Annotated in this window: 14 protein-coding genes; 2 read left to right on the top strand and 12 right to left on the bottom strand. The window is 61.7% G+C overall.

Features of this window, described 5'->3' with window-relative positions; all coding sequences use genetic code 11:
- Nucleotides 1-114 precede the first annotated feature (114 nt).
- Both C7378_RS09175 and C7378_RS09170 read left to right on the top strand, forming a co-directional pair.
- The gene (locus C7378_RS09175) at nt 115-1,077 is read left to right on the top strand and encodes a UDP-glucuronic acid decarboxylase family protein (RefSeq protein WP_131995024.1); all 963 of its coding nucleotides are present in this window, start codon (nt 115-117) and stop codon (nt 1,075-1,077) included.
- Between the two features lie 18 nt (nt 1,078-1,095).
- A complete protein-coding gene (locus C7378_RS09170) occupies nt 1,096-1,707 on the top strand; it encodes an LbetaH domain-containing protein (RefSeq protein WP_207901387.1) in 612 nt (203 codons plus the stop codon).
- A gap of 12 nt (nt 1,708-1,719) precedes the next feature.
- Here C7378_RS09170 and C7378_RS09165 read toward each other — a convergent pair whose 3' ends face one another.
- From C7378_RS09165 to C7378_RS09110, 12 genes are all read right to left on the bottom strand, one after another.
- Nucleotides 1,720-2,403, bottom strand: a complete 684-nt coding sequence (locus tag C7378_RS09165) for a 4-hydroxy-tetrahydrodipicolinate reductase (protein WP_131995021.1) — start codon at nt 2,401-2,403, stop codon at nt 1,720-1,722.
- A 7-nt stretch (nt 2,404-2,410) separates the two neighbouring features.
- Nucleotides 2,411-3,877: a lysine-sensitive aspartokinase 3 gene (gene lysC, locus C7378_RS09160; RefSeq protein WP_131995018.1), complete on the bottom strand. Its 1,467-nt coding sequence runs from the start codon at nt 3,875-3,877 to the stop codon at nt 2,411-2,413.
- The gene (gene asd, locus C7378_RS09155) at nt 3,874-4,938 is read right to left on the bottom strand and encodes an aspartate-semialdehyde dehydrogenase (RefSeq protein ID WP_131995015.1); all 1,065 of its coding nucleotides are present in this window, start codon (nt 4,936-4,938) and stop codon (nt 3,874-3,876) included. The genes lysC and asd overlap by 4 nt, the downstream gene beginning before the upstream one ends.
- Before the next feature lie 145 nt (nt 4,939-5,083).
- Nucleotides 5,084-5,896: a carboxypeptidase regulatory-like domain-containing protein gene (locus tag C7378_RS09150; RefSeq protein ID WP_131995012.1), complete on the bottom strand. Its 813-nt coding sequence runs from the start codon at nt 5,894-5,896 to the stop codon at nt 5,084-5,086.
- The gene (locus C7378_RS09145; protein WP_131995009.1) at nt 5,893-6,915 is read right to left on the bottom strand and encodes an isocitrate dehydrogenase (NAD(+)); all 1,023 of its coding nucleotides are present in this window, start codon (nt 6,913-6,915) and stop codon (nt 5,893-5,895) included. The genes C7378_RS09150 and C7378_RS09145 overlap by 4 nt, the downstream gene beginning before the upstream one ends.
- Before the next feature lie 28 nt (nt 6,916-6,943).
- Nucleotides 6,944-7,408 carry a transcriptional regulator NrdR gene (gene nrdR / locus C7378_RS09140; RefSeq protein ID WP_131995006.1) on the bottom strand — a complete coding sequence of 155 codons (465 nt, stop codon included), beginning with the start codon at nt 7,406-7,408 and terminating at the stop codon, nt 6,944-6,946.
- Between the two features lie 18 nt (nt 7,409-7,426).
- Nucleotides 7,427-8,278 (bottom strand): GntR family transcriptional regulator, encoded by an 852-nt coding sequence (locus C7378_RS09135; protein ID WP_131995003.1) that lies wholly within the window; start codon nt 8,276-8,278, stop codon nt 7,427-7,429.
- 139 nt (nt 8,279-8,417) lie between these two features.
- The gene (locus C7378_RS09130; RefSeq protein ID WP_131995000.1) at nt 8,418-9,275 is read right to left on the bottom strand and encodes a cytochrome c oxidase assembly protein; all 858 of its coding nucleotides are present in this window, start codon (nt 9,273-9,275) and stop codon (nt 8,418-8,420) included.
- On the bottom strand, nt 9,265-10,782 hold the full coding sequence (locus C7378_RS09125; RefSeq protein ID WP_131994997.1) for a cytochrome b N-terminal domain-containing protein: 1,518 nt from the start codon (nt 10,780-10,782) through the stop codon (nt 9,265-9,267). The genes C7378_RS09130 and C7378_RS09125 overlap by 11 nt, the downstream gene beginning before the upstream one ends.
- Nucleotides 10,770-11,327 (bottom strand): QcrA and Rieske domain-containing protein, encoded by a 558-nt coding sequence (locus C7378_RS09120; protein WP_131994994.1) that lies wholly within the window; start codon nt 11,325-11,327, stop codon nt 10,770-10,772. Before C7378_RS09120 ends, C7378_RS09125 begins: the two co-directional genes overlap by 13 nt.
- Before the next feature lie 14 nt (nt 11,328-11,341).
- Nucleotides 11,342-12,058 carry a c-type cytochrome gene (locus tag C7378_RS09115; protein ID WP_131994991.1) on the bottom strand — a complete coding sequence of 239 codons (717 nt, stop codon included), beginning with the start codon at nt 12,056-12,058 and terminating at the stop codon, nt 11,342-11,344.
- A complete protein-coding gene (locus C7378_RS09110) occupies nt 12,058-12,912 on the bottom strand; it encodes a hypothetical protein (protein ID WP_131994988.1) in 855 nt (284 codons plus the stop codon). The genes C7378_RS09115 and C7378_RS09110 overlap by 1 nt, the downstream gene beginning before the upstream one ends.
- Between the last annotated feature and the right edge of the window lies 1 nt (nt 12,913).

The following is a 12,913-nucleotide window of genomic DNA, read 5'->3' as shown; positions in this document are numbered from 1 at the left end:
GAACACGAAGTTGCCTGAGGCTCCCCCGCAGCATCTTTTCCGTCGATTATGTCATCATGAAGTCCAGCGACAGGGATAGCCACGCGGAACGGAGCTCAATTGCAGACGAAGAACATGCGCATACTCGTGACTGGAGCGGCTGGCTTTCTGGGCTCTCATCTGTGCGACGCATTGCTGGCAGAGGGCCACACGGTGGTCGGCGTTGACAACCTCAGCACCGGCAGCCTCGCCAATCTGGAACACCTTCGCGCTGAGCCGCGCTTCGATTTTCGCGAGCAGGACATCTGCCTGCCGTTCGAGCCCGGAGCGGTGAACTTCGTCTTCAACTTCGCGTCCCCGGCGAGCCCGGTCGATTACATGAACCTGGGCATTGAGACCCTGCGCGTTGGCTCCGAGGGAACGCGGAACGCCCTTGAAATCGCCAGCCGCTATGGGGCCGGATTCCTGCATGCATCGACCTCCGAGTGCTACGGCGACCCAAAGGTCCACCCCCAGAGCGAGGACTACTGGGGGCACGTCAATCCCATCGGACCGCGCTCCGTCTATGACGAGGCCAAGCGCTTCTCAGAGGCGCTGGTCATGGCATACCATCGCTATCGAGGGGTGGATACCCGCCTGGTGCGCATCTTCAACACCTATGGCCCGCGCCTGCAGTTCAACGATGGCCGCGTCATCTCCAATCTCATGACCCAGGCGCTCCGCGGCGAGGATCTTACCGTCTATGGCGACGGCAGCCAGACCCGCAGCTTCTGTTACGTCTCTGATGAAATCGACGGCATCCTGCGGCTCGCTCGTTCGAACGAGCATCTCCCCGTCAATATCGGCAATCCCATCGAGTGGACCATTCTTGAATGCGCGCAGGAGGTGCTCGCCGTTACCGGCGCGACGTGCCAGATTCGCTACCAGCCGCTTCCCACCGACGATCCTCTGCAGCGCCGCCCGGACATCACCCGCGCCAGAACCCTGCTCGGCTGGGAGCCGAAGATCGATCTGCACACCGGGCTTTCTCTCTCGCTTCCATACTTTCAGCAGAGCGTCTCCGCGACGGCCGTGCAGTCTTCATCCCGGGATCAGTAGCCACATTCCAGCGAACCCATGGCCAGCAACCCCTCGCAGTCCGAACAGCCCCTCCCCTATGATCCGGATGCGATCATCAAGCCATCCTTTTCGCTGGGGAACCGGATCCGCCGCGCGCTGTGGGGCACGGTCTACGTGCTGCTCTATCGTCCGTCGCCGCGTCCGGCCCATGCCTGGCGCGCCATGCTGCTACGCCTCTTCGGCGCGAAACTCGGCCCCAGGTGCCGCTTCTATCCCAAGGCAACGATCTGGGCTCCCTGGAATCTCGATTGTGAAGATCGTGTCCTGGTAGCGAATGGCGTCGAACTCTACAATCCGTCGATGCTGACCATGGGTTCGCACGCCATCGTCTCGCAGGGGGCTTACCTCTGCGGCGCAACCCATCTCTACAACGATCCGGCCTTCCCGCTGGTCTCTTTTCCCATGCGCCTGGGCGCCTACTCGTGGATCTGCGCACGCGCGGTGATGAATCCGGGTGTTAACGCTGGGGCAGGTTCAATCCTGGGCCTCGGGGCCATCGCCACGCGCGACCTCGATCCGCTGGGTATCTATGCTGGCGTTCCGGCGAAGAAAATCGGGCAGCGCGATCCGGCTGCCGTCCCCGCGCAATATCGTCCCGCGTCCAACTGACAGCGGAGGGATCTAGCTGAGTTGCGCCGCGATCTCTGAGAACTCCCACACACCGCTTCGTCCCGCGACCCACTCTGCGGCGCGCACCGCGCCTTCTGCAAATCCTCGGCGGGAAAAAGCCTCATGCCGCAGCTCGATGCAGTCGTCTTCTGACCGCGCTTCGATCACATGCAGCCCGGCGTGGTCACCCTCGCGCTTCGATACGATCTCGACATCGAGGGCAGGATTCGCGCCTTCGAGCACCTTCTTGAGCGACAGCGCCGTTCCTGAAGGTGCGTCCTTCTTGTCCTTGTGGTGCGTCTCGCTGATGCTGAACTTGTAGTGCGGCAGCGCAAGGGCAAGCTCTCGCGCCGTGCGCAGCATCGCCTGCACTCCGATTGAGAAATTCGACCCATAGAGCAGCCCGGCGTTCTTGCGCAGCGCGATGGCCTTCATGTCGTTCAGGTGCTGGTACCAGCCCGTTGTTCCAACCACCATCCGCGCGCCAGTGGCCAGGCAGGCCCGCATGTTCGAGACAGCGGCCTCAGCCGTCGTAAAGTCGATCACCGCATCGAAGCCCGCCAGGAACGGCCCCGTCAGGGCCATCGCATTGCGGTTCTCCTCTTCGCCGAGCACCCGCACGCCATGGCCATGCTCATGCGCCACGTCGGCTATTTTGCTACCGGTCTTACCCCGTCCGAGGACTAGAAAAAGCATCGTGCCTCTACCTTACGCTTTCTGCCGCGCGGGCTTCCACGTCGAAAATCTCCGGGTCCGGCTCCGTGAAAAATTCCGCGTGCAGCGACCGTACCGCTTCATCCGCATCGTCCTCGTCGATCATGAAGCTCATGTTGATCTCTGAAGCACCCTGCGAAATCATCCGCACATTCACATGGCGAATCGCCGTGAACACCCGCGCCGCTATTCCATTCTGGCCGCGGATATTCTCGCCCACCATGCAGAGCAGCGCCTTGCGCCCTTCATACTTCACATCGGCCAGCTTGCTCAGGTCCGCTGCGATCTCCGGCAGCTTTTCGTTCGAATCGACCGTCAGCGAAACCGAGACCTCTGAAGTGGAAACCATGTCCACCGCGCACTTGTGCTTATCGAAGACATCGAAGATCGCCTTGAGATATCCGTGCGACATCAGCATCCGGCTCGCCACCACGTCGATAATCGTCAGCTTCCGCTTGACTGCAATCGACTTGAACGGGCTCTTGCAGTGTGCCGCCAGCGCGGTAATGCGCGTGCCTTCGTTCTCAGGATTGCGCGAGTTCAGCACCAGCACGGGAATATTCTTCTGCACCGCCGGCAGGATCGTCGCCGGGTGCAGCACCTTCGCGCCGAAATAGGCAAGCTCCGCCGCCTCTTCAAAGCTGATGGTCTTCACCCGCAGCGCATCCGGGCAGATGCGCGGGTCCGTGGTCATGATGCCGTTGACGTCGGTCCAGATTTCGATAGCCTCGGCCTCCAGCCCGCCGCCGACCAGCGCCGCGGTAAAGTCCGATCCGCCCCGTCCAAGAGTGGTCGTCACCCCCTGGGGCGTCGAGCCGATGAAGCCGCCCATCACCACCAGGGAGCCCTGCTCTGCCAGCGGCAGCACGTGCTCCTTGAGGGCTGCCTCGATCAGTGCATCCTGCGGAACCGCTTTGCCATGCTGCGCGTCCGTGATAATGCATCGGCGCCCATCCACATGCGTGCCGTTGAGGCCGCGCGCGGCGAAGAACTCCGCCACCATGCGGCTCGACAGCCGTTCGCCTGCGGAGACGATCATGTCGCTGATACGCGGCGTCAGCTCGCCGACCGCCGCCAGACCCCGCAGCACCTCATCGAGCGCATCGAACTCGGCGTTGATCCACTGTTCGGTAGCAGCGAACTCCGGCCCGGGCGACTCTTCGCAGAGCGTCTTGAAGTCAGGCTCGTGATGTCGTGCCGCGATCGCGAGACAGCTTGCCGTCTCCCGGTGGCGATTCCGCAGCCGCCCGGTAATGGCGAGCGCTCCGTTGCGGTCGCCGCGGGCAGCAGCGCTCGCCGCCGCCAGCAGCTGGTCTGTTACCTTGGCCATGGCGCTGACCACTACGATGGGCTGCAGCCCCTGCGCCTTGCGCCCTGCAACGATCTTCGAGGTGCGATGAATTGCCTGTGCATCCTCGACGGAGGTTCCGCCGAACTTCATCACGACGAGCTTCATACGGTAACCGTTGCCGGCTCAAGCTTGCCGAGTTTGACCAGGAGCTCCGCGTTCAGCAGGGCCGCGCCCGCCGCTCCGCGGATCGTGTTGTGCGAGAGTACCGTGAACTTCCAGTCGAAGAGGCTGCACGGGCGCAGCCGCCCGACCGTCGACGCCATGCCGTTTCCGCGCATGCGATCCAGCCGTGGCTGCGGACGATCCTCTGCCGCGACAAACTCCACAGGCTGCGCAGGCGCCGTCGGCAGATCCTGCCCCCGCAGCGGAGCGAACTCTCGCCACGCCGCCAGCAGCTCCTCGCGCGATGCCTTCTTTCGCAGCTTTACGCTCACGCTTTCCGTGTGGCCATCTTCCACCGCCACGCGGTTGCAGTGCGCCGATATGCTCGCGCCGAGCGGTTCGACCAGCTTGCCCTTCAGCGAGCCGAGCAGCCGCAGAGTCTCCTCCTGCAGCTTCTCTTCTTCGTTCTTGATGTAGGGAACCACGTTGCCCAGAATGTCGAGCGAAGCCACGCCCGGATAGCCTGCGCCGCTGATCGCCTGCATCGTCGTGACGAAAATGCTCTCGATGCCGAAGCGCTCCTCGAGCGGCTTCAGCGCGAGCACCAGCCCGATGGCTGAGCAGTTTGGATTCGTGACAATGTAACCGCCCGACTGCTTGCGCCAGCTCTGCTCTTCGAGCAGAGCAAGATGGTCTGCATTGACCTCGGGAATCACCAGCGGCACATCCGCCTGCATTCTGAAGGCCGACGAATTCGAAATCACCGCGCAGCCTGCAGCCGCAAACTTCGGCTCCATCTCGCGTGCAATGTCCGCATCGAGCGCCGCGAAGATGATCCGCGGCGCGCCTTCAGGAGTTGCGGGCGAAACGGGCATGCCCGCAATCCGGGCGGGAATCGCTGTGTCGAGCTTCCACTTCACGGCTTCGCCATACGGCTTGCCGCTCGACCGGTCGCTGGCTGCCAGCCAGACGATCTCAAACCAGGGGTGGTTCTCAAGAAGCTGAATGAAACGCTGGCCGACCATTCCTGTCGCGCCTAAGATGCCGATCTTCTGTCGCTGCATTGTCCTCGTTACCGGGTGCGGAATGCTGATAGTGTATCTGTTTCTGCGCACGGGTTGAATAACGGAGTGCGCAGATTGCCTGCAAAAAAGAAAACGGCCTTCACTTTTGGGAGCGAAGGCCGCTGCTTTTTTGATGCCTCTTCGGCTAAGGCTGCGTCGCCTGCCCGCTGTAGTCGAAGTCCTGCGTGACCGTCTGCTTCGCGCCTACCGTCACCGTTTCGCTTACTTGCCCCAGCTTCTCGTGATCCGCGACGACGGTATAGGTCCCCGGTGGCAACCCTTTGATTACAAAGTGGCCATTCGCGTCCGTCACCGCAAAGAACGGATTCGACGAAACGTTGATAAACGCCTGCATCCACGGATGGTTGTTGCAGCGCACCGGGATCATCAGCTCCGGGGAATGGAAGACCCGCGTATCCGCGCCCGAGTTGGGAGGCTGCGAAATATCGACCGTGTCGTTGCCCCGCACCGTCGGCATCATGTGAATGTTGTGCATCGTCGGATCGCTGTTGGTGAAGCGGACAGGCTGTCCAGTCTGCACTCCGATCACATGCGGTGTGTAGCGGCAGCCCTTCTGATCGATCACCACCGGCTCGGAAGGCGCCGGATAAATGCGGTTGCCCAGCCCGTCCTTCACATAGACGAAGACGTTCTGCAGCTTGCCGTCCTTCACCATGTAGCCTTCGCTGTAGTTGGTCGGGCCGGTGTTGCAGGCCGGGTCCTGCGCCATGTCGATCTCGACCGGCGGCGGTCCGCTCTTGTGCGGAAAGTGGACTGTCCCCGTAATCGTGCCCGCGGTATTCCAGTCGATCGTCGCGTAGGCCGCAGTCGCGCCCGGCTCGCCCGCGCTGGTCGACTGCTTCTTGCATCCTGCGGAGACAAGCAGAGCGGCGCTTACCAGCACCGCTCCCAGTATTTTCGTGTTCCGGTTGTTTTTCACCCTTGCTTCGATGCTCATGCGCCTTCCTCGATAGCCTGGATGATTGCATCTGCGAACTCGCGCGTTCCGCTCTTTCCGCCCACGTCGCGGGTGAGCGTCTTCTTTTCGCTGTAGACCTTTTCGATCGCCCGCTGAACCTGCTCCGCGGCTGCGTGTTCATCGATATGGTGCAGCATCAGCACTGCTGACTGCAGCAGCGCCGTCGGATTCGCGATATTCTTGCCCGCGATATCCGGTGCCGAACCGTGAACCGCCTCAAAGATCGCCGCATCCGCGCCCAGGTTTGCGCCCGGCACCAGCCCCAGGCCGCCGACAAAGGCCGCGCAGAGGTCGCTGACAATATCGCCGTAGAGATTTTCGAGCAGCAGCGTGTCGTACTGGTAAGGGTTCATCACCAGCTGCATGCAGGTGTTGTCGATGATGTGCTCGCCGTAGGTGATCTCCGGATAGCCCTTGCTCACTTCGCGCGCACACTTCAGGAAGAGGCCGTCCGACATCTTCATGATGTTGGCTTTGTGGATGGCGTGAATCTTCTTGCGGTGATGCTTGCGGGCGTACTCAAACGCAAACTTCGCGATTCGCGTCGAGCCCTTCTCGGTGATGATCTTGATTGATTCGACCACGCCCGGCACCACTTCATGTTCGATGCCGACATACTCGCCTTCCGTATTCTCGCGGACGATTACCAGGTCTACCCCGGGATAGCGAGTCTCGAGCCCCGGCAGATTCTTGATCGGTCTGAAGTTGGCGAAGAGCTCAAACTTCTTGCGCAGCGTCACGTTGATTGAGGCAAAGCCGCCCCCGATCGGCGTCGTCACCGGCCCCTTCAGCGCCAGCTTGTTCCGCTCGATGGAGTCGTAGAGATCTTTCGGAATATATTCCTTGTACTTCTCAAATGCTTCTGCACCCGCGGCATAGCGTTCCCACTCAAAACCGACCTTCGTAGCTTCGAGAATTCGGACAACGGCATCGGTAACTTCCGGGCCAATACCGTCGCCCGGAATCAGAGTAACTGTGTGCTTCTTCTGTGTAGTCATAATCTCCTGTGACACTGCGCATGTCGGCTTAACGCTGGCTGCGCGAATTCAGCAGCTGTTCCAGCTCTTCCTTGAATTCGCGGACGTCCTTGAAGTCCCGGTACACGCTGGCGAAGCGGATATAGGCGACCGTATCGATCGTCTTCAGCCTGTCCATGAGCAGTTCGCCGATTTCGGTTGTCGTGCGCTCGCGCTCCGGTGAATCCACCAGGAACGCTTCCGTCTCATCCACCAGCGCCTCCAGCTTGCTCGCGGAGACGGGCCTCTTTTCACATGCATGCAGCAGTCCGCTCAGGACCTTCTGGCGCTCGAACTTCTCGCGCCGTCCGTCCTTCTTGACCACCATGTAAGGAATCTCGTCCAGCCGCTCGTAGGTCGTAAAGCGCTTGTTGCAGCGCTCGCACTCGCGCCGCCGCCGGATGGAATCGGCCTCTTTACTCTCGCGCGAATCCACCACCCGGTCCTGTGCAAACCCGCAATATGGACACTTCATCTATCAGGATTTTAGCAGTCAGCGCCGCCATGCTTCTGGAGCGCCCACGTTTTTCACGTCTGCCTCCGACCGCACCTGCAGCACGGCGCGATAGCGGTCTCCCCGGTAGAAGGAGCGCGCCGCTTCGATCGGCCTGCCCTCCACCGACATCAGGTTGCGCGTAATCACCAGCAGGCTCGACCGCGCCGGCACATCGAGCAGCTTGGCCTGGCGTATCGTGGCCGGCAGCGCTTCGATCACCTCGGTCGCCGAGCCAAGCCTCACCCCAAAACTCGTCGAAAGCACCTCAAAGAGCGACTGCTTTGAGAAGTTGATCTTTTCAAGCCCCGGAAACTCCGACTGCAGCAGCAGGGACTCTTCCACTCCAATAGGGTGGTCGTTCGCCGTGCGCAGCCGCTCGATGCGAACCAGCGGCGTCCCCGGAGCGACCTGCAGACGCGTTGCGAATTCTCCCGTTGCCGGTACCACATCCTGCCGCAGCACCCTTGAACCCGGTATCAGGCCCAGCGCCCGCATGGAGTCCGCAAAGCCGCGCAGTTGCGCCGCATCGCGCTCCACCTTCGGCTCGGTCACAAACGTGCCGCGCCCCTTCTGGCTGCTGGCGTAGCCCTGGTCCTTCAGTTCGCGGATCGCCTGGCGCACCGTCATCCGGCTCACCGAGAATGCCTCGCAGAGGTCTTCCTCGCTCGGCAGCGGATCGCCCGGCTTCAGCTTCCCGTTCCGGATATTGGCAAAGATCTCTGACTGGATCTGGATATAGAGGGGCGTGAAGCTGGTCTTGTTCAGCGGCGAGAGCTGCAGCGAGCGTACGCCTGTTCCATTCTGTGTCTTCGCGGGGGCTTTTGCCTCGGCGCGTTTTTTATACTGCATTCAGTTCACCCGGGGTGAGTCTAATGGACAGCCTATTCTCCATCGAGACACAAGAAAACAGATTCCGTATCAGGACTAGTTGTCTATACTAACCGACCAGCGTGAGAGGAATACATGGTTTTTGTGGAAGGATGTGACTTCAGAGTAAAGCTTTGAGCGGGCTGCCCGTTGCCGGACTCTGTCGCCGCGGGGACAGCATCTGCAGCGTGATCAGCATGATCGGCGCGAGGAAGATCATCGACCCCAGCACCCACATCAGCGCGCCTGCCGCAACCTGGTCGTTCATCGGGCTCATGCCGAAGACCTGCGGCCCGTTGGCATAGCTGGGGTAGAGCAGCCGCGCGGAGAAGCAGAGAAATGCGGAAAGAGCCGTATTCACCAGGTCTGCGCCGAGCAGGTAGGGCAGCAGCACCCAGCGGGAACCGCGGAAACGGCTCGGCCATGGTTGGATGATCGGCCACCAGAAAAGCAGGCTGGTGAAGAAGAAACAGGCATGCTCCACGTCGTGCCAGTTCTCGGAGCGCAGCGCCAGTTCGTAGGCCGCGGGCACGTGCCACCCCAGGTAGAAGAGGTTCATCGCCAGCCACGCAAAGGCCAGGCTGCTGAAGAGCTTCTGCAGCGCATGCACAATGCGCCAGCGGAAAATTGGCCCGATTACCCGGCGAATCACAGGCCGTGGCAGCCCGCGCAGCATCGGAACCACCGGCGCGCCCAGCAGCAGCAGCGGCGGCGCGACCGACATGAATACCAGGTGCTGCATCATGTGCATCGTGAGCAGCTTGTCATCGAGGGTGTCGAGCGGGGAGGCAAGCGCCAGCAGGAGGGCGAAAAGTCCGGCGAGAAAGCAGCCCAGCCGCCAGTCCGGGAAAAGAGAAGGGCGGGTCCGGCGAATCCGCCGCCAGCCCCGCCAGTAGACTACGCCCGCCAGCACCAGTGCAGCCGTGGCTACTGGCGGGGTATCCCAGAGTTCTATCGCCGCTGGTGGCTCAAAAAGCACTCTGCTTGCCTTCTGCGCCCTGCGGACGCTGTCCGGCTTCAAACGGATGCGCGGAATCCCGTGCAGGCTGCTGCCCGGGCTTGCGCAGCGTCTCCAGGAAGCTCACCAGCGCCGTTACCTGCGGTGGCGAAAGGTTCTTGCCATACGCAGGCATGTTGCCGCCGCCCTGGATGACCTGCCGGATCAGCTGGTCTTCCGTCATGCGGGTCGCCACGCCATCGAGCGCCGGTCCACGCATGCCGCCTGTTCCTGCCACCGAGTGGCAGTTGCGGCACTGTTTGCCCTGGAAGACAATGGCTCCCTGCCGTTCGAGCGGCGTCTGCGCATGCACCATCTGCGCCGGCAGCGTGTCTGCGCTCCAGGCCGTCATGATCGGGCTCCAAGGCGTAAAGGTGGCCAGGTGCGTAAAGGTTCCCCACATCACTGCCAGGGTCACCACAACCAGCACCGCCACCGGCCTGCGATACCAGCTCTTCTCGCCCTTGCCGGCCACATAGGGCAGCGCCAGCAGGACGGCAATGCCGATAACCGGCGCCACCAGCAGGAACGGCGTTTCGAGGCTCTCCGGCAGATACGACAGCACCGCATAGATCCACAGGAAAAAGTAGTCCGGCTTCGGTGCAGTCTGGATGATCGTGGGATCAGGCTGCCCCGTCGGCCCGAACGGTCCGAAGGCAAAGGCGCAAATCGCTACCGCCGCAATAATCGCAGCGGAGAAGAAGAGATCCTTCCACAGCGCATCGGGAACGAACGGAATGCCGTCCTTGTGCGTCAGCTCCTCGTAGTCTTTCTCGTAGGTGCCGGGGCGCACAATGTAGCCCGGCTTCGGATACTCGTTGATGCCCAGCGTCAGCACCAGCCATACATGCAGACCGGTGAAGGCCAGCAGGATGCCGGGGATGACGAACACGTGCAGCGCGAAGAAGCGCGTCAGCGTAGCCCCGCCTATGATCGGCCCTCCGAGCAGCAGGTGCACCACCCAGTGTCCGATGACAGGAATCCGCGAGGAGATCGACGCTCCGATGCCAAGCCCCCAGTACGCGTCCTGGTCAAAACGCAGCACCTGACCGGTAAAGGCCATGCCAAGCGTCATCAGCAGCATGAAGACGCCGAGCGTCCAGGTCAGTTCGCGGGGATACTTGTATGCACCGAAAAGAAACACCTGCACCATGTGGATGACCACGATGGCAACCATGAAGTTCGATCCCCAGCCGTGCATCGCCCGCAGGAACCAGCCCAGTGCGAGGTTATGGTTCAGCAGGTTCAGGCTCGACCACGCCTGCCCGGCGGAAGGCACATAGACCAGCGCCAGCAGAATGCCCGTCACCACCTGCAGCATCAGCAGCGTCATCGCGGCGCTGCCGAAAACGTACCACCAGCTCGCCGTATTTCGCGGTACGGGGTGCATTGCGGCGCTCTTGATCGGCCCTTCGAGCTGAACGCGGCGTTCAATCCAGTCGTAGGTCTTCTTTGCGACGCTGACCGCGCCTTCTTTCAGCCCTGGCATGGTGTGTCTCCTCCGCCGCAGGGAGTGATGTTGACCAGCTTCGCCTCGTTGGCGAGCGTCGGCATCTGCCCCGCGTCGATGTGCAGCTCGTTATCGATGACCTTGTACTTGTACTCGAAGAGGCCGCGCGGCGGCGGTCCCGATGCCCGCGAGCCGTCGGCGTAGTAAACCCCGCCATGGCACGGGCACATGAAGAGCTCCGACTGCGGGAACCAGCGCACCGGGCAGTTCAGGTGCGCGCAGTTGATAGCGAAGACCTGAAACTTGCCTCCGCCAATGTGACGTACCCAGCAGGGTGTATTCGCGGTTTCGCCGTCCTGCGGCGTCTTGAACGGGTTTACGAACTCCGCCAGCCGCGTCTGTCCTGCGGGAAAGTTGCTGATGGGCCCCAGCGTGATCCACCGGTGGTAGGCGCCCTTACGCTTGATTGGTCCAAGGAGATAGCCCACTACCGGAACAGCTACGGCAAGCCCTACAACGGCGTTCATCGCAATGCCGATGTACATCAGCATCGATCGCCGGGTTACTGGTTTTCCTTCGCTCATCTCATCTCTTCCTTTTACGGCTGCTGGCCCTGCAGATAGGGCTGTCCTGGGTTTTTCGGCTGCTGGCTCTCAAGCCACGCCACCACATCGGTGATCTCCTGGTCCGTCATCGGATGTCCCGGCACGTCGTTGCGCCAGTCCGGCTGACCAAGATCCGGCCGGCCCGCAAGGATAATCGTGCGCAGCGTCTGTCCGTTGACCAGCGCCAGGAAGGAACCGTCCAGAATGGAGCCCGCCTTGCCCGCGTGGGCGGAGTCGGCTCCATGGCAGCTCGCGCAGTAGGTCGCGTATACCTTCTGGCCATTTGCCGCGTCCGCCTGCTTGTCGCTCTTGTAGGGCGGTGGATTCTGCCCGTCGAGCACTCCCGGCTGGCCCCATTGCTGGCGTATCCCGGAGGCAAGGATGCCGACCTGCTGGTCTGTAAGAAAGCCGCCCGCGCTCTTCGCAAAGGCAGGCATCAGCGCGCCTTCTTCGCCGTTGGAGATCACATTCTTGAGAGTGGCGTCATCCGCCACTGCCAGGTAGACAGGGTTGTTCAGCGCCAGCGCAATGCCGTCCCTGCCGTGCGCGCCGTGGCAGGCCGCGCAGTTCTCGGCATAGAGCGTCGGGAAGCTGACAACCTGCTCAGGCCGCAGCTGTACCGGCTCGACGCGTTCTTTTGGTTTAGTGCAGCCGGCGAGTGTAAGCGCGCTCAGCAGGGCAACGCCACCCTTGATCATTCGTGCGTGCATCAGTGGCGGTCCTCCGATTTCTCATCATGGTCGTGCTGCATCAGGCCCGGGCTTTCAATGCCCATGCGGACCGCAAGCGGGAGATTACGATTTGCGCTGATCCTGCTCTGGTGCGCCACCACCCATCCAGCGACCAGTCCAAAAGTGACCTGGGAGATAAGAAACCATCCCCACTGGATCCTCTGATCGAAAACCGGATTCACGATGTTCATCACCGCATGCAGCAAGCCGGTCCACAGCACCGGGGCAAGAATGCCGCCCAGCACGATCGGGTGCCGCGGCAGCATCGGCAGCATGGCGCCGTAGAGCAGCCCGACCAGCAGGCAGGTAATGGCGTGAATGACCGAGGCGGCAATCAGTCCCTGCCAGTGGAAGGCAGCGATGTTCGCCGTGCTGGTGTCTGTCCAGTTGGCGATACCCGCGCCGCCCATCAGGTTGATCGGATACCAGATACTGTGCTGCGCGATCAGTCCGTAGATCATCGCGGGAATAATCATCGCAAAGCCGCCCGCAATTCCGCCCTTGATGCCCGAGACGATTGGATAGGTCTCTGTCGGCGCATAGCGGCCGGGCTTGTCGAGCTCCATCCTTGCCACGCGCTCGCGGGTGGAGCGGATGTTCAGATCCATCACTTCTACTTCGACGTCGACATGCCGCTCATGCGGCAGCACATCGCGGAACCAGCCCACCGTGCCGAAGACTGTAAGCACGCCCCCCAGAATACTGATGGCAGGATTGGTCACGATGCCGAGAAAGATCAGTGCAAGTCCAAAGGCCAGGACTACAGGCCAGGTAGTCGGCGCGGGCAGATGAATACTGTCTGAGTGATGGCCGTGATTTTCCTGTTCGCTCATT

Source organism: Acidipila rosea, assembly GCF_004339725.1.
GTDB classification, from domain to species: Bacteria; Acidobacteriota; Terriglobia; order Terriglobales; family Acidobacteriaceae; genus Acidipila; species Acidipila rosea.
Note: the sequence above shows the minus strand (reverse complement) of the source record. Positions and strands in the feature narration are given on the sequence as shown.